General features: G+C 57.9%; 19 protein-coding genes and 1 pseudogene. 6 read left to right on the forward strand and 14 right to left on the reverse strand.

Annotated elements, in window-relative coordinates; genetic code table 11:
- Positions 1-407 precede the first annotated feature (407 nt).
- On the reverse strand, positions 408-944 hold the full coding sequence (locus FHX15_RS26255) for a response regulator (RefSeq protein WP_184401287.1): 537 nt from the start codon (positions 942-944) through the stop codon (positions 408-410).
- A gap of 575 nt (positions 945-1,519) precedes the next feature.
- Here FHX15_RS26255 and FHX15_RS26260 point away from each other — a divergent pair.
- On the forward strand, positions 1,520-1,798 hold the full coding sequence (locus FHX15_RS26260; protein WP_184401288.1) for a hypothetical protein: 279 nt from the start codon (positions 1,520-1,522) through the stop codon (positions 1,796-1,798).
- Here the strand turns inward: FHX15_RS26260 and FHX15_RS26265 are convergent, their stop codons facing one another.
- Both FHX15_RS26265 and FHX15_RS26270 read right to left on the reverse strand, forming a co-directional pair.
- Positions 1,799-2,176 (reverse strand): hypothetical protein, encoded by a 378-nt coding sequence (locus FHX15_RS26265; RefSeq protein WP_312861914.1) that lies wholly within the window; start codon positions 2,174-2,176, stop codon positions 1,799-1,801.
- 426 nt (positions 2,177-2,602) lie between these two features.
- Positions 2,603-3,463: a helix-turn-helix domain-containing protein gene (locus FHX15_RS26270; protein ID WP_246779092.1), complete on the reverse strand. Its 861-nt coding sequence runs from the start codon at positions 3,461-3,463 to the stop codon at positions 2,603-2,605.
- Between the two features lie 106 nt (positions 3,464-3,569).
- Here FHX15_RS26270 and FHX15_RS26275 point away from each other — a divergent pair, with 106 nt between their 5' ends.
- Positions 3,570-4,448 (forward strand): N-acyl homoserine lactonase family protein, encoded by an 879-nt coding sequence (locus FHX15_RS26275; RefSeq protein ID WP_246779093.1) that lies wholly within the window; start codon positions 3,570-3,572, stop codon positions 4,446-4,448.
- A gap of 180 nt (positions 4,449-4,628) precedes the next feature.
- On the opposite strand, the gene FHX15_RS26280 is transcribed toward FHX15_RS26275, so the two are convergent.
- A complete protein-coding gene (locus FHX15_RS26280) occupies positions 4,629-6,605 on the reverse strand; it encodes a response regulator (RefSeq protein ID WP_184401290.1) in 1,977 nt (658 codons plus the stop codon).
- A gap of 529 nt (positions 6,606-7,134) precedes the next feature.
- Entirely contained in the window at positions 7,135-7,740 is a 606-nt protein-coding gene (locus tag FHX15_RS26285) for a flavin reductase family protein (RefSeq protein WP_184401291.1), read from the reverse strand.
- 290 nt (positions 7,741-8,030) lie between these two features.
- Here FHX15_RS26285 and FHX15_RS26290 point away from each other — a divergent pair, with 290 nt between their 5' ends.
- On the forward strand, positions 8,031-9,068 hold the full coding sequence (locus FHX15_RS26290; protein ID WP_184401292.1) for an IS110 family transposase: 1,038 nt from the start codon (positions 8,031-8,033) through the stop codon (positions 9,066-9,068).
- A gap of 393 nt (positions 9,069-9,461) precedes the next feature.
- Here the strand turns inward: FHX15_RS26290 and FHX15_RS26295 are convergent, their stop codons facing one another.
- The 6 genes from FHX15_RS26295 to FHX15_RS26320 all read right to left on the reverse strand — a co-directional run bounded on the left by FHX15_RS26295 (position 9,462) and on the right by FHX15_RS26320 (position 13,314).
- Positions 9,462-9,827, reverse strand: coding sequence for a type II toxin-antitoxin system VapC family toxin (locus tag FHX15_RS26295; protein ID WP_184401293.1), 366 nt, complete (start codon positions 9,825-9,827; stop codon positions 9,462-9,464).
- Positions 9,821-10,036 carry a CopG family transcriptional regulator gene (locus FHX15_RS26300; protein WP_184401294.1) on the reverse strand — a complete coding sequence of 72 codons (216 nt, stop codon included), beginning with the start codon at positions 10,034-10,036 and terminating at the stop codon, positions 9,821-9,823. The genes FHX15_RS26295 and FHX15_RS26300 overlap by 7 nt, the downstream gene beginning before the upstream one ends.
- A gap of 371 nt (positions 10,037-10,407) precedes the next feature.
- Positions 10,408-10,599: a helix-turn-helix transcriptional regulator gene (locus FHX15_RS26305; RefSeq protein WP_184401295.1), complete on the reverse strand. Its 192-nt coding sequence runs from the start codon at positions 10,597-10,599 to the stop codon at positions 10,408-10,410.
- Positions 10,600-10,681: 82 nt separating this feature from the next.
- Positions 10,682-11,887 (reverse strand): 3-oxoadipyl-CoA thiolase, encoded by a 1,206-nt coding sequence (gene pcaF / locus FHX15_RS26310; RefSeq protein WP_184401296.1) that lies wholly within the window; start codon positions 11,885-11,887, stop codon positions 10,682-10,684.
- Positions 11,888-11,896: 9 nt separating this feature from the next.
- Complete coding sequence (locus FHX15_RS26315) at positions 11,897-12,586, reverse strand: CoA transferase subunit B (protein ID WP_184401297.1); 690 nt, start codon at positions 12,584-12,586, stop codon at positions 11,897-11,899.
- On the reverse strand, positions 12,583-13,314 hold the full coding sequence (locus FHX15_RS26320) for a 3-oxoacid CoA-transferase subunit A (RefSeq protein WP_184401393.1): 732 nt from the start codon (positions 13,312-13,314) through the stop codon (positions 12,583-12,585). The genes FHX15_RS26315 and FHX15_RS26320 overlap by 4 nt, the downstream gene beginning before the upstream one ends.
- A gap of 128 nt (positions 13,315-13,442) precedes the next feature.
- Between FHX15_RS26320 and FHX15_RS26325 the strand changes: the two genes are divergently transcribed.
- Together FHX15_RS26325 and FHX15_RS26330 are read left to right on the forward strand one after the other, a co-directional pair.
- Positions 13,443-14,204, forward strand: a complete 762-nt coding sequence (locus FHX15_RS26325; RefSeq protein WP_184401298.1) for an IclR family transcriptional regulator C-terminal domain-containing protein — start codon at positions 13,443-13,445, stop codon at positions 14,202-14,204.
- 243 nt (positions 14,205-14,447) lie between these two features.
- A pseudogene (locus FHX15_RS26330) lies at positions 14,448-15,235 on the forward strand (NAD(P)/FAD-dependent oxidoreductase); the annotation flags it as partial.
- 226 nt (positions 15,236-15,461) lie between these two features.
- Here the strand turns inward: FHX15_RS26330 and FHX15_RS26335 are convergent.
- The 3 genes from FHX15_RS26335 to FHX15_RS31155 all read right to left on the reverse strand — a co-directional run bounded on the left by FHX15_RS26335 (position 15,462) and on the right by FHX15_RS31155 (position 16,587).
- Positions 15,462-15,791: a type II toxin-antitoxin system RelE/ParE family toxin gene (locus FHX15_RS26335; protein WP_184401299.1), complete on the reverse strand. Its 330-nt coding sequence runs from the start codon at positions 15,789-15,791 to the stop codon at positions 15,462-15,464.
- On the reverse strand, positions 15,788-16,027 hold the full coding sequence (locus FHX15_RS26340) for a type II toxin-antitoxin system ParD family antitoxin (protein WP_246779094.1): 240 nt from the start codon (positions 16,025-16,027) through the stop codon (positions 15,788-15,790). The genes FHX15_RS26335 and FHX15_RS26340 overlap by 4 nt, the downstream gene beginning before the upstream one ends.
- Positions 16,028-16,410: 383 nt before the next feature.
- The gene (locus tag FHX15_RS31155) at positions 16,411-16,587 is read right to left on the reverse strand and encodes a hypothetical protein (RefSeq protein ID WP_246779095.1); all 177 of its coding nucleotides are present in this window, start codon (positions 16,585-16,587) and stop codon (positions 16,411-16,413) included.
- 95 nt (positions 16,588-16,682) lie between these two features.
- On the opposite strand from FHX15_RS31155, the gene FHX15_RS26350 reads away from it, so the two are divergent.
- Entirely contained in the window at positions 16,683-17,693 is a 1,011-nt protein-coding gene (locus FHX15_RS26350; protein ID WP_184401301.1) for a LacI family DNA-binding transcriptional regulator, read from the forward strand.
- Positions 17,694-17,720: the final 27 nt, after the last annotated feature.

Below are 17,720 nucleotides of genomic sequence, written 5' to 3' on the forward strand. Positions count from 1 at the left end.
GCCTCATTGGCACATGGCGATCCCACCACGGCCCTTGATTGCTGCAAGTCCCGAGGCGCCATGAGTCTGCCGAATGTTCCTGCCAATCTTTGCGACGATACAGGCCACGATACTATGCAACCAATTGCTAAGCCGTTCTCAGGTTGGCAACTTGTTCAGGCGCGTCCTTGCTGTCGGCCCGCGGCAAGGACTGCGACGTACAAATTCTTCTGAGATCTAACAATCGCATTATTTCGGCTGGCGCGGGACCGCCCCCGGTCCGACGCCGGCGTCGCCTCCGCTGCGATGTCTCCTATCACCTCTCTCATGCCAGGATCGTGTCGATCGCAGCGATTTCAACAGCCATGGGACGGAACGACCCGTGCGGGAAGGATCCTTGGCGGAATCAAGCGGGCCGCTGACAGCGGCTAGGCGATGAGCTTTAAGAGCTCCGGGCCGGCAGTCGGCTTGGAAACGAAGGTAACCCCAGCTTCCGTGTCCTTGTGCGACAGCTTGACCAGGCCCGAGGTCACAATCACCCGTGTCGATGGCCACTGCCGCCGTACCTTGGCTACGAGACCAAGACCGTCCATGCTGCCGGGCATATCGATGTCCGTGTAAAGCGTATCAACCGGATTGGCGTTGAGCAGCACGAGCGCCTCGTCGGCATTGGCCGCCTCCAGAGTTTTGTATCCCGCCTGATCAAGAAAATCCACGATATCATAGCGGAGCAGCACCTCGTCCTCGACAACCAGCACGCTTCGCGGTTCCGGCTCGATTACACTTGCTGGCCGCGACCGGTCGAGAACCTCCCATCCATCGGCAGATGCTTGGGTCCTTTCGAGCAGGTCGCGTTCGAGGACCGCCTGTTGCCAGTGGACTTGGTCTTGGCCGAAAGGCTTTCCCGCCTGTTCCCAAAGAGAATAGGCTCGAGCTGCGATCCATTCATTGCGATTGCCGGGCATGGGCTCCTGTCCTCGACTTTGGCCGCAGTTTAACGTTCTGGCTCAACGACAGTTCCGCGCTCCGCCCGCAATCGCGCATGCAATCCATTGTCTGTACGATGCCGGACGCAGCAATACTGCGCTGGCGTAGACCCCGGACTTCGGCGGCCAAGCGGAGGGAGCCCCGAATGCCACGATCATGAATGCCACGGAGCGATGGTGAGCCACGCCTGTGGGCGGTGGAGAGCTGCGTCGTCGGGCCTTGCGTCAGCTCATCTACTTCTTATTTTCGAGGAAATAGTCAATCTCGGGTTTCACCGAATGAACAAAGAGGGAGCGATAACGCCGACCTCTGGATGAGGTTCGCAAGCATCGCACAACCACCCGGGGGTTAAATTGCGGGCATACTGCGTTGATCACGGTCAGCCTCACCCTTGGGGGGCTTTTTCCTCATCGGAAAGCCATCGGAAATCAGAGTTGGCGTTAACCGGTCCGTGGAATGAGCAGCGCATCACCGCTTCTCGATCAGTAATCGTTCTTATCGGCGTGCAAGGAGGTTGGTTTTCGTTATCCTTGCTCATTCATTGGAGGGTGGCGTGGATGATCCCGCGCGCGATTTCGGGTCGCATCTCGAAGGTTCGACGCAACAGGTTCACGGCGTCTTCCAGCAGGAACAGGACGTCCAACAGGCGATCAAGCTCCTCCTGGACGTCCTCCAAGCCATCGCAATGACGCTGGACGTTTTCTATCAGGCGCTCCGTCTTCGCAATGATGGCAAGGCTGGTGTGAATGATGATGTCGAGCATGTCTTCCCCCTGCGTCGCCCGGGAACGAAGCTGAAGGGAATGCTGCTCTTCTGCAATACCGAAATCTGACTAGACGACGCGGCCGCGTGCTCTGTTGTAGAGATCGCGAAGATCCCCGAGGCTCCGGTCGTAGCGCGACCGGGGCATGGTCGAACGTGATGCGACTATCGCAACGGCGAAGCCACTGACAACGGCAGCGAGCACACCGAGGCTAGAAATAGGATAGCGCTTCACGGTCGCCTTCGTCTGCCGAGTGGCCTGGGCAAGCTGATGTTTTATGCTTTCCACCTGCTTTCGCAGAGCGCCGAGCTCTTCCTGCACGTCGAATTCCGGCTGCGGTTTAACGCCGACTGACGCCGTGTTGGTGTCAACGATACCCCGTGGCACCGGCTCTCCCAGTTTGGCCCCTTCGGAAATGAGTGATGTCGCTTCTTTCTTTCGAGCCACGATTTCCTCCATGAACGAACGCGATCCGTTAGATCGCAACATGATCAAACCGGATGGATACGCCGCTTCGCGAGGAAATGTTCCATCTTTCGCCATGATGAAGGCCTGCCCGTCTATATCGCTGATGATGAAGGCACCTACAGCCTCCTCCGGCGGCGGACGTCGATCAGCCCAAAGTCGGTGCGAGCCAGCGGGCATCACGACAAGCTGAACGAAAGCACGGGCAATAACCGTAGCAAGCGCCGACGGTGCGGCGCTTGCACCAAGGCGGCGGTTTCTATTGGAGATGCTGGCATTGGGTGGCGCACCATGCCTGATCAATCGCCTGGAGGCCACCCATGAACCTAAGTTTACCGACTGCCTCGGATGATGCACGCAAAGTGACGACGCCTATGGAGGTACAGCCGGCGTGGAAAGACCTTGATGCTAGGCTCGCCCTGTTGGACTCGTTCCAAACCTTTCGCGAAAGCGCCGGGAAAAATGCGAGCGCGAGACGTAGCCCGCAGCCTCGGCGGCGGCGATAGCAGTGGCGCCGGATGTGATTGCATGTTGCGCAGCCTTAAGACGCTCGCGTCGCAAGATCGCCCGAAACGATGTGCCCTCCATCGTCAGTCGACGTCGAAGCGTTGACGCGCCGATGCCTAGCTTTGACGCGACATCAGAAACGTTCCACGCCTGCGAAGGGGCTGTCGCGATCAGCCAGGCGACGTCGTCCGACAGGCTTTGTCTGAAGAGTGATCGTGCCTCGGCAAGTGGCCGCAATAGTGCCAGGACCTCCGTCAGCCTGAGCCGTTTGATCGTTTCACCGACGCTTAGATCAGCGATCGTGGATGCAGCGTGGCCAATCGTCTCGACGAGATCGACGCTGAGCGGCACGGAGTCCAGATCGACGCCACCACGGGCTCGCTCAGCAACCGACAGCGGTCGGATGCCTTCCGGCAGGGACGGCACGTCAAGCCGCAACGCCGCGTAGACGCCGGTTTTGTCATCTGGAATATTGACCACGTCCATCGGCACGCCGCCAGGCAAAATGAAGAGCGAGCCGGCCGTAAAGGAGCGGCTGCGATCGCCAAGCCACACGTCTTTTTGGCCGTAAAGCACGACGCAGATCATCGGACAATCAAGTCGAAGAGCCGCCATCCGTTCGCGGTCGAAGCAGCAATAGGCAAAAAGCTGCCCGCCATAGGGATGCATCCCAACATCGAGCTTTCCCGACACCACCGGGCGGAGTCGATCGAGCAGGCGGCGGGAAAGCTCGGAACCGTGGTCGCGGATCATCATGTTCATGATCGCGAATCTATAGGAAGGGCTAACAAGAAAAAATACCGCAGGTGAGCGTTTCGGGCCCAAGTGATCACGAATCTGGCGCACAGCATGCGACGAAGGACGCCACATGAAGGACCTTCAAGACAAGGAGACCTTCATGAAGACCTTCAAACTTTCCTCTGCAATGGCGCTAGCGGCCGTGTCGCTGCCCCTCGCCTCCACACCGGCACGCGCTGCCCCGGACCTCGAACTCTGGCGCCTCGATTGCGGAGACATCGCCGTCAAAGACCTGTCGATATTTTCGGACACGTTCGCTTCTGCCGGCAAGAAAGGCGTCCTAACGGATAGTTGCTACGTGATCCGCCACGGTGGCGACTACCTGTTATGGGATACCGGGCTTCCAGCCGATCTCATCGGTAAGGCACCGGCTGAGGATCAGCCGATCGGAGCTTCGCTCAAAACCGACATCCCGATACAATTGAAGCAGATCGGCATCAAACCGGAGCAAATTGCAACCGTCGGCATCAGCCACAACCATTTCGACCATCTTGGACAGGCTGCGACCTTTTCGAAAGCCACGCTAATGATCGGCGCCGCCGATTGGCAGGCTTTTCACGACAATCCCCCGCCCTTCGCGGTCGTACCGGACCTTGTCAAACCGTGGCTCGACGGCAAGGCGAAACTCGACCTCGTGACGGGCGACCGTGACGTCTTCGGCGATGGCTCCGTAATGATGCTGTCGATGCCCGGTCATACCAAAGGGGAAACCGCCCTCCTCGTAAAGCTTGCAAAGATGGGTCCGGTCCTGCTTTCCGGTGATGTGGTGCATTTCGAGGATAATCTGGTCATTCACGGTGTGCCGGGTTTCAATGAAAACCGTGCCGATTCGCTCGCGTCAATGGAACGCCTCGAGGCGGTTACGGCGGGATTGAACGCAACGCTCGTCATCCAGCACGATCCCACCCATATTTCACGCCTGCCCGCCTTTCCCGAGAGCGCAAAGTAGGCGGGACGGTTACCATCGGCACATGCTTGCAATTGCCATCGGCGCCAACGTGCCGGTGGCAGAAACCGAGCGAACGCAGCGAGCGGATCCCCTGGCGAAAGCTGGTTCTACTAAAGTCTTATTTCCCACCCGGGGCAGCTCTTGTTCGCAAGGGAACGAAACCCTCTCGCTCTTTACGATTCATATCTTAGGACACGTCGTATCCAACCGCACGACATTGTCGGAGAATGTTGCCTTCGATTGCTCCGCGGCCAGAGCAGCGGCAAGGTCTTCAATCTTGAACGGCTTTACGAGGACCGGGCGCGCGATCTTCAGTCCCGCCTCCAGCTTGTCACTGTATCCGGTCATAAGCACGACTCGAATTTGCGGATATTGCTTGCCCAATTCCTCCGCGAGATCAATGCCCGACATCTCCGGCATCATGATATCGCTTAACACTGCTTCGATATCGCTACGTTGCTCCAGAATCGCGAGCGCGTCCTTTCCGCCGGATGCGGTATAAATCGTCGCGATCAGCCCTTCCAGGGAAAGGCGCACGGAGTCGAGCGACGCAGCCGTATCGTCGACGATCAGAATCGTCTTAGGCAGCTGTGAGGTCAATCTGTCGCTCGCTCGAGGTATCTGCGGCGCGTTTGACTTCGGCAGCAGAAGCGTGAATGCGCTCCCGTGGCCGATCAAGCTCGTGACTTTCACAGCGCCGCCCGCCGCCTGGGCGAATGTATGGACCTGAGTCAAGCCAAGACCAGGGCGCCCGTCTCCTTTTGTCGAGAAGAAGGGTTCGAATATTCGCAACAGATTGGAGGTATCAACACCTTGTCCGCTGTCCGTGACGGTTATAGCCACAAACGCGCCTCGAAGGGAGCGATCCTCGTCAGCTCCCTCCGGGACGTTTCGGGCCGAAATGGTAACTCGCCCACCGTTTTCCATTGCCTCCCGAGCGTTGGTAAGGAGGTTAATCAGCGCGATTTCGAGGCCCGAATCATCTACATGAACAGGCCAAAGGTCGTCGGGAATTTCGATGTCCAACACCACGGCATCATTGAGCGCCTGGCGCAGCAGCGGCCTCAGGTCCAAAAGCTTGACGTCGAGTTCGACATGCACGGCACCCCGGTTCGAGCGCCGAGAAAACGACAGGAGCCGTTGCGTGATAGCCTTACCCCGTGAGACACCGTCGGACATATGATTAAGCAATTGCGTTACCCGCTGCTCATCGCCTCTTCGCCGCTTGACCCCTTCGATACCTGACTGAAACACCATCAGGAGATTGTTGAAGTCATGAGCCGCCTGGCCCGTGAGTTTTCCAAGCGCGTCCATCCGCTGCCAATTTGCAATACTCTCCCGTTCGCGGTTGCGTACGCTGACCTCCCGCTGCAAGAGAAAGGCAGCTGCGCCGGAGAGCACGACGGTAACAGCGGAGCCTGCGATTACCAGCATCCAGGCCTTCTGCGCCAACCGATCGTATTGTCCGACAGGGATACCTACAATCACTCGCCAAGGCGTTTCGGCAAGAGGTGCCTCGGCAATCCGAAGGTCGCCGCCAGTCGCAAGAGAAGCAGTACCATCTCCCAAAACCCGAGCGAATTCTTTGTCGCCCTTGCCGGAAAGATCGGTGGCCGCCGTCGTCACCACCAGCCGTCCTTCGCCGTCGACGATCCAGGCTGACCAGGTTTCCGGCAGACCGGTGGTGTGAATGAGATCCGTCACCATCGCAGGCCGATTAACCGCCGAAAGGACCGCGCGGAGGTTATTTTCACGCCGAATAGGAACCCGTATGGCAAAGGCCGTCTGTCCTCTCGCTCCGACGACGACATTTCCGATTACACTGTTTCCAGAACGCAGAACCCTCTCATGGCTTTCGAGATCGACGTCTCGGCTTGCGGCCGCCTCCTTTGGCGGGAAGGCCAGTACGACGTTCCCGTCTTCATCCGAGACGCGGATCTGCTCCCACCGAGGGATCCGCTCACGCAGACGGCGGGCCGTCTCGGCGAAACTGGCGCGGGAAATCGGAAGATCGAACCGCGGCGAATCAGCGATCACCGACAACAGCTGGATCTGCGTGTCCAATTCCCGCTGAACGGTCGCCGCGATGGCAGTTGCCATGTTCCGGAGCTCGTTATCCAGCGATTGTCGCTGTTCGGCCACGAAGAACCATGCCATTCCCGCTGCCAGGATGATGACCGGTATGAGCGATGCGCTGAGAAGAAGAAGCGCTGGCCGAGCTCTGTTCAAGCAATATCCCAGATATTAGTCTACATGGTTTCAGACATAAGGCCCCGACAAGATCTTGCAAGCGTGTAGTCTTTGAAGTCGGAGTAGTCTCTGTGATCACCTGGGCTTTTCAGAGATGTATCCATCCGGTCGGCGAAGGTCATCGCCAATACAGTGAACCGCGTAGAGCAGGACCGCAGCCGGTGACTATTGAAGGATCAAACGAGTCTACTAGGAACGCGGCATTTTCTGGATGAGGGAGCGCCTCCGAACGGTGTCAGAGGGAATCGCGCCTGACAAGCCGGACTGGGTGATACTCACCTTCGATGCGGCTCTGCCGAATGCAACTCCTCGGCCACCGCGACGAAGGATGGAAACTGGCCTAGTTCGATGACCTCTCCCTTTCTCTTCAGCGCATACCATAATTTGCGGTGTTCCCTGAACGCCCGCTGGTTCATGAGCCGCAGCGCCTTCTGACCTATGCCCTGAAGGTTCGGCCTAGTTCCTCGTCCGCCAAGCCATAATAGTGACGGAAGTTATAGACCAAAGGCGACCATTTGTCGGGATTGATATGGTCTGTTCCCTCGAGGACGAACTCCTCCTCCGCGTGGATACGCAGCACTTCGACGACGACCGCCATCCCGCCTCCGAGTTTAGCGACCTTGTCGCCGCCGAGCTCGTTCAGCGACAGAACTCTCGCCTCCATCTGAAATGGGCATTCGCGCACGCGAAGAGGCTTGACGAGCTCGCTCTCGAGGCGCGAAAGCCCGGCTGCTGCGAACTTGTCCTTCGCGAAGTGGAACTGTTCCGACTTTTCTTTGGGAACGGGGTTTTTGCCTGTTAGCGGGGCGAGCTTTTCGACAGCCTCCCACATCTCGGGCGTGGGCAAATTGACGACGCAGTCGCCATATCGCTGAAGGTTTTCCGCCATCTTGGCATCGTTGAGCACGCCGAGGGTCATCGTCCAGCCCAATGTCCAAAAGGACGAGATCGGGGACAGGTTAGTGCCACCATCTTCGTTAAGCGTGCTGACGATGGCGACAGGGGTGCCGAAATACAGGATTTTCGGTTCGATGGTTTTCATAGTCTGTTCCTCTCGACACTCCGATAATAACCCTCCGTCGATCGAGTTACTTCGTCGCGCGTCGAAGTATCGTATGCGTGAACGAAGGCCTGTAGCGAGTTCTGACGTGCATAGCCGGGAGTGAGACAACCGCTTGGCGGCACGGGGAACTATGCTGGCGAAGTTCCCCAGCCACCCCAACGAAGTAGGATAGCTGGCGCAGTTGCAGTTGATGTTGGAGTGGACGGCCCCTGAACGGCATCGAAATGTGCCAGAATGAGCTGTTAAGATCTCAATCGAAGGGGCCGCCCATGGACAAGATTATTCGTATTGGCATGGATACGTCAAAGCATGTCTTTCAGTTGCATGGCGTGAATGCCGGAGAGGAGCCGGTGTTGCGTAAGAGAATGCGACGCAAGGAGATGATCGACTTCTTCACGACCTGCCCGCCAACTTCGGTCGCGATCGAGGCCTGTGGTGGTTCCCATCATTGGGCGCGATTACTCGCCTCATTTGGACATGAGGTGAAGATGATCGCGCCACAACTCGCCAAGCCTTACGTTAAGCGGAACAAGAATGACGCTGCCGACGCCGAAGGGCTGTGCGAGGCGATGGCCCGCCCAACGATGCGGTTTGTTCCAGTCAAGACAGGTGATGACCAAGCAGCACTCATGCTGATCAGCGTCCGTACCCGCCTCATAGCCAACCGCACCCAACTCGCCAACGCAATCCGAGGCTACGCCAATGAATTCGGCATTTCCGCAGCTAAGGGGCTAGCACATATTCCGATGCTGCTCGAAAGGATAAAAGCTGAGAAAACTGTGCCAGAGCTCGCGCAGGAATTGTTCATCAGCCAGGCCGAGGAATACGCTGAACTGGAGAAAAAGATTGCGGATGTGGAGGTCAAGGTAAAGGCATGGCAGCGTAACGACGAACGCAGCATACGCCTCAACACCATTCCCGGCATTGGCCCAATCGGTTCGGCTCTTTTGATAATGAAAACACCCGCTCCAGAGCTCTTCAAATCTGGTCGTCAGTTCGCAGCTTGGATAGGGCTGACGCCGAAGGATCACTCGACCGGCGGCAGGGTGCGGCTCGGTGGCATCACGCGAGCCGGCGATGAAGCGCTGCGGGCTATCCTGGTGAATGGAGCAACCGCTGTCATTCATCACGCGCGGCGATCCGGCAAAGCCTCTCGTTGGTTGGTGGAACTGCTCAAGCGCAAGCCGCCTAAACTGGCAGCTGTCGCACTCGCCAACAAGATGGCGCGCATAGCTTGGAAACTCATGGTCTCCGGAGAAACGTACAGCTCACAATCAGGATCGGCTTTGAACGGGTGCGCCACATGAAGACCTGGAAGCAAAAACCGCGTGTACCCTGATCTTCATCACGTGTAGGCAATACTACAACTTGCAAGATAATAGCAGATGGTGTGATCGATCGATCCGAGACACAAGATACCCCGGTGATCCCTTCGGCCCGTCAAGGCCGTCTTGATGTTTGGGACCTGTGTCGCGGAAACCATCTTGGCCAGCGTTCATGTGCGAACGCAACAACAGGCCGGACATATGGACGCAAGCGATCAGATCAAATTATCTCGAAATATCTTGCGGGTCGGGGGCCGTCCACATAAGGGATCAGAACCGCCCATCGCGCCATTTCGCCATCCGGCGCCTTGAAACGGAATCGAACCGCTGCCGGGCCTGCAACCGAACGCGCTGGCAACAGCCCAGACATTGCGGTCAAATTTCGTATGGCACCCGTATGTCCGGCATTTCGCGAGGGAAATCCTTCGTGTTTCGGGTGATCAGCAACATCGAGTGAACATTGGCGGTTGCCCAGATAATGGCATCTGGAAGCTTGACACGATGAAGTTGTCGCAGAGACACTGCTCGTTCGGCTATGGCGTTATCGACAGCGATGACGGCAAAGCCGGCCAAGAAAGCGCGCGTTCCGATTGCCACCTCAGGCTTGGCACCGACGAGAATCTCCATCCAGGTGATAATGCTGATCGCCTTTTCGCGATATCTTGCCAGTTCGTCTCGCGCTTGTGGAACTGCGTTGAGATAATCGATCAAGACATTCGTGTCGAACAGAGACTTTACCATTCGCTGCGCATGTTTTCCTGATAGGTCAAACCATCGATCTTTCGATCGCCCCAAAGTCCGAAGGCTTCTGCTTCGATATCGGCATTGTTCCTGGCGAGGAAGTCATCAATCGCCTTTCGGATCAGCGCTGCTCTCGACATTTTTTCCCGCTGTGCCAACCGGTCCAGCGCTTTTACTTCTGGGTCGCCGATATCTACTAACGTTCTCATGAGATAAGCTCCGATATATGATATCGGCAATATATATCATCCCTCGCTATTTTCAATGGCGCCCTCGATGAAATGGGTCGCTCCACCCGGCCGCGGCTCTATTGTCGAAATGATACTAAGTCGAGAGAGAGGAGCATAGATGGCAGCTCTCGATCAGATTCGAACTCATGACCACCACATAAAATCGCTTGTAAAATGAATCTAAACCATCGCGCGGGCTTCCCATAATTGGCGTCCCTAAGTGGCGACCACGCGACTGGTGAAGGTTTACATCACCTCAGGAAGTGTCTGACCCTGTTGCTAGTCTTTTGAGCAAGGCTCAGCGGAAGGCCAACCGGGTAGTAGAAGGCCATCGCCCCTCCTGACTGATCTCAACTTAAGCCTAGTACGTTTTCGATCCGTGCGACGTGGGGCTTCGGCGTCGATCCCTTCGGTTCCTCGGCCGCCGTTATTTCAGCCACCGTCAGTCCGGTAGCGACCGCGAGGTCCTCGACACTGTAGCCTTTCGCGATACCCACGTCCCGGCGACGCGCCGCAGCGCTGTGATCATCAGAATTACTCATAGGTCCCTCATTCTTGTCTGGTGAAGGGTAGCTTAATTCTGATGCGCAGGCAGCCGTCCGTCCGTCGCTTGCGCATTCCGACTTACACTCGTTCGAGCGCGATCGAGATTCCTTGGCCTACGCCGATACACATCGTTGCGAGCGCGTATGTCCCGCCGCCCAGTGACAGCTCAAGCGCGGCCGTACCGGCGATACGCGCGCCCGACATGCCGAGGGGGTGACCGAGAGCGATAGCACCACCGTTCGGGTTCACGTGCTCCGCGTCTTCGGAAATCCCCAGATCGCGGAGCACGGCGATGCCCTGGGAGGCGAATGCTTCATTGAGTTCGACGACGTCGAACTGCGAGGGCGCAAGTCCCAGACGAGCGCAGAGCTTCTTCGTGGCCGGAGCAGGTCCGAACCCCATGATGCGCGGTTCGACGCCGGCTGTCGCTCCGCCGAGGATGCGTGAGATCGGCGTGAGACCGTATTTCTTGGCGGCTTCCTCTGAGGCGATGATGAGGGCGGCCGCGCCATCGTTCACGCCTGACGCGTTACCCGCTGTGACGGTCGCGCCTTCGCGCTTGTTCACCGTTTTCAGCTTTGCCAGGGCTTCGATGCTGGTGGCCCGTGGGTGCTCGTCCCTCGAAACGACGGCCGGGTCGCCTTTGCGCTGCGTTATCGTTACTGAGACGATCTCTTTTTCAAGCCTGCCATTCGCCTGGGCCGCGGCGGCCTTCGCTTGCGAACGGACGGCAAACGCGTCCTGATCTTCGCGGGATACGTTGAAGTCGATCGCGACATTGTCGCCAGTCTCGGGCATCGAGTCGACCCCATACTGCAGTTTCATCAGAGGATTGACAAAGCGCCAGCCGATCGTCGTGTCGTAGATTTCCGCGCTGCGGGAAAAGGCCGACTCCGCCTTGGGGATGATAAAGGGAGCTCGGCTCATGCTTTCTACGCCGCCGGCAATCAGGATATCCGCTTCGCCCGACTTGATGGCGCGAGCAGCGGTTATCACGGCGTCCATCCCTGAGCCGCAAAGCCGGTTGATGGTGGTCCCGGTGATGCTCGATGGGAGACCGGACAGCAGCGACGACATCCGAGCGACATTCCGGTTGTCTTCCCCGGCCTGATTGGCACAGCCATAAATGACGTCAGCGATCGCTTCCCAATCGACGTTCGGATTGCGCTCCATCAGCGCCCTCAATGGGACCGCGCCTAGGTCATCCGCGCGGACAGTAGAAAGCTCGCCGCCATAGCGGCCGATCGGCGTGCGGATGTAGTCGCAGATAAATGCGTCAGCCATTTCGAGTCCTCAAAGTTCGGGTACGAGGAGGTCCTCGAGGGGACCGTCCACGACCAGCGGCGCGCCGGTCATCGCCTGCAGTTCTTCAACCGTCATTCCGGCCAGCTTCTCGCGCAGCACGAAGCGGCCATCCACGATGTCGATGACCGCGTGGCTGGTATAGACGCGCGTAATGCAAGCCACCCCCGTCAGCGGAAAGGTGCACTTCTCGACCAGCTTCGGTTCGCCGTTCTTGGTCACGTGCTCTGTGATGACAAACACCTGCTTCGCACCGTGCACGAGATCCATGGCACCGCCGACAGCAGGGACGCCCTTGCTGCCTACCCGCCAGTTCGCGAGGTCGCCGCTTTGAGCAACTTGGTAAGCCCCCAGGATCGCGACGTCGAGATGGCCGCCGCGCACCATGGCGAAACTATCGGCGTGATGGAAGAAGGCTGCACCCGGCTTCAATGTCACGGCCTTCTTGCCGGCGTTGATGAGATCCCAGTCTTCCTCCCCCTCCTTTGGTGCCTCACCGAAATTAAGGACTCCGTTCTCGGTATGGAAGATCGCCTGCCGGCCAGGCGGCTGGTAACGGGCCACCATTTCGGGAAAGCCAATACCCAGGTTCACATAGGCGCCGTCGACGATATCCTGCGCTGCCCGCCAGGCGATCTGAGCGTTGGAAAGCTTGATGTCTTCTCGTGTGTTCACGGTCATGCCTTAACTCCCTCGTATGCCGGAGCATAAGCTGCGCCTGCCCGGATGAGTTCTTCTTCCTGCTGCGGGTTTGACACCTGAACCACGCGGTCAACGAAGATGCCGGGCGTCACGACCTGTTCCGGATCAATCTCGCCCGCCCGTACGATCCTGGAGACCTGCACGATCGTTTGGGTTGCCGCCATGCACATCAGAGGGTTAAAGTTCCGGGCCGCCTTGTTGTACGTGAGGTTGCCGTAGGTATCGCCGACATGCGCCTTGACGATGGCGAAATCCGCCTTCAGCCAACGCTCCTGCACATAGCGGCGACCGTCAAATTCTGCGATGGGCTTCCCCTCGGCCAACTCCGTTCCAAAGCTCGTCGGGGTGTAGAAGGCGGGGATGCCGGCGCCGCCGGCGCGGATGCGTTCTGCGAGCGTTCCCTGTGGCACAAGTTCCAGCTCGATCTCGCCTGCCAGGTATCTATCTGTAAATGCGCGCGGATCCGAAGAGCGTGGGAAGGAGCAGATCATCTTCTTAACCATGCCCGCGTCGATCATGGCGGCGATGCCGATGCGACCGTTGCCGGCATTGTTGTTGATAACCGTGAGGTTCTTCGGGCCGCTGTCGATCAACGCGTGGATCAACTCAATCGGTGCCCCCGATCCGCCAAAGCCGCCGATCATGATGGTCGAACCGTCACGGATCACGGCGACCGCCTCCTTTAAACTTTCGGCAGTTTTGTCCATCGCGTTTTGCCTCCCACCAAGGATCAGGTGTCTGTCGGTGATCGTGTACATCAACAGACCCGTGGACGACAAAGTTTTTGTGCGTTATATGAAATTTGTACGAATATCGCACAAGAGAGGGGCTTGGGATGGAAATCAAGGAACGCGACGTTATGGGTGGGCTCGCAAAGGGTCTGAGAGTCATCGAGGCATTTAGTCTCGAGAAGCCGCGCCTATCCATTTCGGATGCCTCGGCGGTAACGGGCCTTGACAGAGCAACAGCGAGGCGGTGCCTGCTCACCCTGTCTGCGGCCGGTTATGCAGCTTACGACGGCAAGTTCTTCAGCTTGACGCCGCGCGTGTTGCGTCTCGGAACCGGATGCCTTGCGACAATGCCGTTGCCCCGGATCGTCCAACCCTTTCTGGACCAGTTGTCGGAGAGCATTGATCAGAGCGCTTCAGTCTCGATACTTGACGAGACTGAGATCGTTTATGTGGCTCGAGCGGCGCAACGCCGGGTGATGTCCATTTCCCTGATGCCAGGCTCCCGTTTGCCAGCCTACTGCACATCGATGGGGCGCGTGCTGCTTGCCGCGCTGCCTGATAATGAAATCCGCCGGCTGCTCGAAGCTTCCCCGCGGACACAGCGAACTCAAAGAACAATCACCGACATTTCGGCGCTGATGGCGGAGATCGTGGCGACGCGAGAGCGCGGCTATGCATCAATCGACCAGGAGGTCGAGTTGGGATTGAGATCCGTCGCGGTCCCTTTGCTAAACTCGCGCGGGCGCATTGTCGCAGCATTGAACGTCGGGCTCGCGGCAACTGCCGAGGGAATGGAGACCGTGATCAGCCGATACATTCCGTCACTCTTGTCGACCCGAGAGGAACTGAAAGGTATGCTTCCCTGAAGTGCGTGGGCAACGGTCGATCGCGGCCACGAAGCTGCTATTATGTCGATCCGGAATTTGCCGGATCGTTCATGGCGCAAGAGGATTAACGAGACGACATCACCAGTGAATCGGTCCGTCTTGATCGATTCAAAAATCGCGTTGGACGACCAGCCGCGGTCTAGATGTGTCCGCGTCGAGGCAGTTGATTGGATCAGAACCGAGGACCCTATTATTAAAAAAGCCACGCGTTTGAAATCCAGGCTTGAACTGGAGGAACTGACCGCAAAGGACGTGCGGTCGCGCTTTCCCCGTCTTGGCCCCGATGCGATCGCAGCATCCTTTTCCCCGAACGATGGAAGCGGCAACCCGCGTCTGATCGCACCTGCCTTTGCCAGTGCTACCCGAAAGCTGGGAGCCGACATCATCGAAAATGTCGATATCGGGGCCATCAGAAAACGTGCCTATGGATTTCAGGTCGAAACGTCGAAGGGCTCGCATGAAGCCTCGATGTTGCTGAACACGACGGGTGCCTGGGGTGCGCGTCGCGGGCTTGTTCGGAGAGACGGTTCCGATTACTGCCAGAGGCCCGCAAATGGGAGTGACCGAACCTCTCCCCCATCACATTCTCCCGGTCGTCGGCGTCTGGGCGCATGATCACGGCGGCGGTTACCTGCGGCAGGTGGAACGAGGCAACATCGTCTTCGGTGGCGGCGCCGAGCGCACCGACGTTTCACTCGATACCGGATACGCCAAGGCAGACCCGGCTCGCTTGCCGGGTCAGCTTCGTTCGCTGCTGCCGACCCCCGTCGCTAAAAGAGGTCGCCGTGATATGCACCTGGTCAGGTTGCGAGGGCTATGAAGAAGACGGTCTTCCGGTGATGGGGCCGTCGTCGACGACAGCGGGGCTCTTCCATGCATTCGGCTTTTCCGGCCACGGCTTCCAACTCGGACCCGGTGTTGGCGACGTCATGGGCGAAATCATGGCGACGGGCCGAACGGATATTCCTCTGCAGAACTTTCGTATCGAACGCTTTGCAAAGCCGAACTGAATTTCAATCTGATACGCGTTGCCGGCATCTTCCAACACGGTCTTGTCGATAATCGAGGCGCAGCAATAAGCACTGCCTACTTTTGCTCGTTCGCACGCATTTGGATTTATCGGCATTGGAACCAAATCCGTAGACTCAATTGTGCACGAGGCCACCTAAACGGATGCAGTTGACGGAATTGGAACCAGAAGTCAGGAAAATCGGCAGCTGCAAATATGTCCTATAATCAATGATTCTCAGGCTCGTGCATCGACGGCGGAATGTCCCGCTTCCCATGGAGCACACGCCACACATCAACATGATCTTCTTGATCACGATAAAAGACGATATAGGGGTATCGTTTCAGTGAAATGCTGCGCAGGTCAGGCAATCCCAGCTCGTATCCATATCGTAGCGATCCCGATTCCGGATGCCTTGCGATCAGGTCATAAGCTGTTTCCAAGGCGTCAATAAAGCCAAGGGCAATCTCAGTTCCAGCCTCGAGTATATAGTAGTCTACGGCTGCTTCGACGTCACTACGAGCCAACTCCCGAGGGATGACGGACTTGTTTGTCACTTGCTGTGCCGGCCACGCACACGATCACGCAATTCGCCGAAATAGCGCTCATCGGCGGGATCAGATTGTACGGACGATGCTCCATCAACCAAAAGCCCGCGCAAAAAAAGACGGTCCTGATCTCTCCGAATCAATTCGCGGATATATTCGCTACTGGTCCCATAACCACGTCCCGCGACCTGCTCATCAACGAAGCTCTTAAGGTGGTCCGGGAGAGAAATGTTCATTGTGCTCATATGAATACTCATAGCTGCAATGGCAAAATTTGGCAAGATAGACATTTTTGCCTTTGATGGCTTGGGGCGACGAGCATCGAGCTTAATAGATCTTAGGCAGCGGGCATTTGCTCGTCGGAGATTGGACGGCGGCGCACCCCCAAGGGACCAGTGCTCGATGTGGCTATCCGATTTTGACACCATTCGCTCCGAAGGTTCGCTTAACTGCTCTTTAGGGTCGTAGCGCGATCCTGAAGGAACAAGTCGCGGCTCTTAGAAAAACCCATCGGCATCGCCAGAGAGAGGTCGTTCGTCCTGCAGTGCCGATAGACGAGATCGAACGGCTTCATTTTTAGCGGACATCCTGCTCGCCGGGCTTGCCACGCAAAACTGCAGCTCGACCTCTATATGCCAGTGCAGGTTTTGAGCGCGACGGACGGCGGCGAAATTTTAAGGATTCGCTCCCAGCTCCGCAGAACGCCCAACATGAGGTGTTCAACGACAGGCGGCGGCTGGGTGGCGACCATGTGCATGGAAAGTGCGATCCAGTGCGCTTCGTCGGGACGGCTGAGATTGGTCATTCCCACTTTTCCAAGGACGCATTCTGCCAAAACGTTTTCGCTTGACTCCCAAAACGTTTTGGAAAATCCTCAGAAAATCTTTGGAGAGAGAGACTTTGGCAAACCTCCGACAGCTGGCCCAGTCCTTAGGACTATCGATCACTACGGTGTCTCGTGCGCTCGACGGCTATTCCGATGTCTCCGTGGCTACCCGCGAAAGGGTGCGGGAAGCGGCGGAGAGGGCTGGTTACCGGCCGAACGCGTCCGCCCGCCGGCTGCGCAAGCAGCGCGCAGAACTGGTCGCCGTCACGCTTCCGAGCGATCCTGGCCAAGTCGGCCCGCCGCACTTCCTCGACATGCTGTCCGGCTGCGCCGAGTACTTGGCCAGCTTTGGGCTCAATCTGGTCATCGCGCCGGTGCCGCGCAGCGAAAGCGAGCTTGATATCTGCCGCCGCTTCGTCGACGGGCGCCGTGTCGACGCCATGCTGCTCGTCCGTACGAAACGGCGCGATGAGCGCGTAGAGTTTCTTCAATCCCGTGGCATTCCCTTCGTCACGAATGGTCGGACTGAAAGCCCAACGCCGCACCCCTTCATCGACGGCGACGGCTTTTCGGGCTTCCATGCGGCCACCACCCGCTTTCAGGGCTCCGGCCATCGCCGCATCGGCCATATCGCCGGGCCTCAGCAGTATTACTTTGCGCATGTGCGTCGAATGGGCTGGAAGGTCGCCATGGATGAGGTCGGCCTTTCTTCTGATCTCTGCGCCGAGGGCGCGCCAACCGAACAGGGCGGATATCTTGCCGCTCTCGAGCTGCTGCGCCAGCCATCACGGCCGACGGCGCTGGTCTGCGCGACGGATGAAATGGCGATCGGCGCGCTCCGGGCACTGAGGGAGATAGACGGCGGCAGCGAGATCAGCATCGTCGGCCACGACGATCTGCCGATCGGCGCCTTCACCAGTCCGGCACTTTCGACCATGCGCATGACCGGCCAAAACCTCGGCGCGAATTTCGCGTCGCTGCTGCTGCGTGCCATCGATGGCGAACCGGCCGAAGAGCTTCAGGAACTTCACGCAATCGAGTTCGTCGACCGCGAGAGCCATCGCCGCCCATTCCGGGGGGTATAATTCACACAAAAACAACTGGAGGAGAAA

This window comes from Rhizobium sp. BK650, assembly GCF_014195325.1.
Classification (GTDB): domain Bacteria; phylum Pseudomonadota; class Alphaproteobacteria; order Rhizobiales; family Rhizobiaceae; genus Rhizobium.

Excerpts from the sequence above, each read along its gene's own strand:
- FHX15_RS26255 (WP_184401287.1), bottom strand. The coding sequence starts at position 944 with ATGCCCGGCAATCGCAATGAATGGATCGCAGCTCGAGCCTATTCTCTT.
- FHX15_RS26270 (WP_246779092.1), bottom strand. The coding sequence starts at position 3,463 with ATGAACATGATGATCCGCGACCACGGTTCCGAGCTTTCCCGCCGCCTG.
- FHX15_RS26275 (WP_246779093.1), top strand. The coding sequence starts at position 3,570 with ATGAAGGACCTTCAAGACAAGGAGACCTTCATGAAGACCTTCAAACTT.
- FHX15_RS26280 (WP_184401290.1), bottom strand. The coding sequence starts at position 6,605 with ATGGCATGGTTCTTCGTGGCCGAACAGCGACAATCGCTGGATAACGAG.
- FHX15_RS26285 (WP_184401291.1), bottom strand. The coding sequence starts at position 7,740 with ATGAAAACCATCGAACCGAAAATCCTGTATTTCGGCACCCCTGTCGCC.
- FHX15_RS26290 (WP_184401292.1), top strand. The coding sequence starts at position 8,031 with ATGGACAAGATTATTCGTATTGGCATGGATACGTCAAAGCATGTCTTT.
- FHX15_RS26295 (WP_184401293.1), bottom strand. The coding sequence starts at position 9,827 with ATGGTAAAGTCTCTGTTCGACACGAATGTCTTGATCGATTATCTCAAC.
- FHX15_RS26300 (WP_184401294.1), bottom strand. The coding sequence starts at position 10,036 with ATGAGAACGTTAGTAGATATCGGCGACCCAGAAGTAAAAGCGCTGGAC.
- FHX15_RS26305 (WP_184401295.1), bottom strand. The coding sequence starts at position 10,599 with ATGAGTAATTCTGATGATCACAGCGCTGCGGCGCGTCGCCGGGACGTG.
- pcaF (WP_184401296.1), bottom strand. The coding sequence starts at position 11,887 with ATGGCTGACGCATTTATCTGCGACTACATCCGCACGCCGATCGGCCGC.
- FHX15_RS26315 (WP_184401297.1), bottom strand. The coding sequence starts at position 12,586 with ATGACCGTGAACACACGAGAAGACATCAAGCTTTCCAACGCTCAGATC.
- FHX15_RS26320 (WP_184401393.1), bottom strand. The coding sequence starts at position 13,314 with ATGGACAAAACTGCCGAAAGTTTAAAGGAGGCGGTCGCCGTGATCCGT.
- FHX15_RS26325 (WP_184401298.1), top strand. The coding sequence starts at position 13,443 with ATGGAAATCAAGGAACGCGACGTTATGGGTGGGCTCGCAAAGGGTCTG.
- FHX15_RS26340 (WP_246779094.1), bottom strand. The coding sequence starts at position 16,027 with ATGAGCACAATGAACATTTCTCTCCCGGACCACCTTAAGAGCTTCGTT.
- FHX15_RS31155 (WP_246779095.1), bottom strand. The coding sequence starts at position 16,587 with ATGACCAATCTCAGCCGTCCCGACGAAGCGCACTGGATCGCACTTTCC.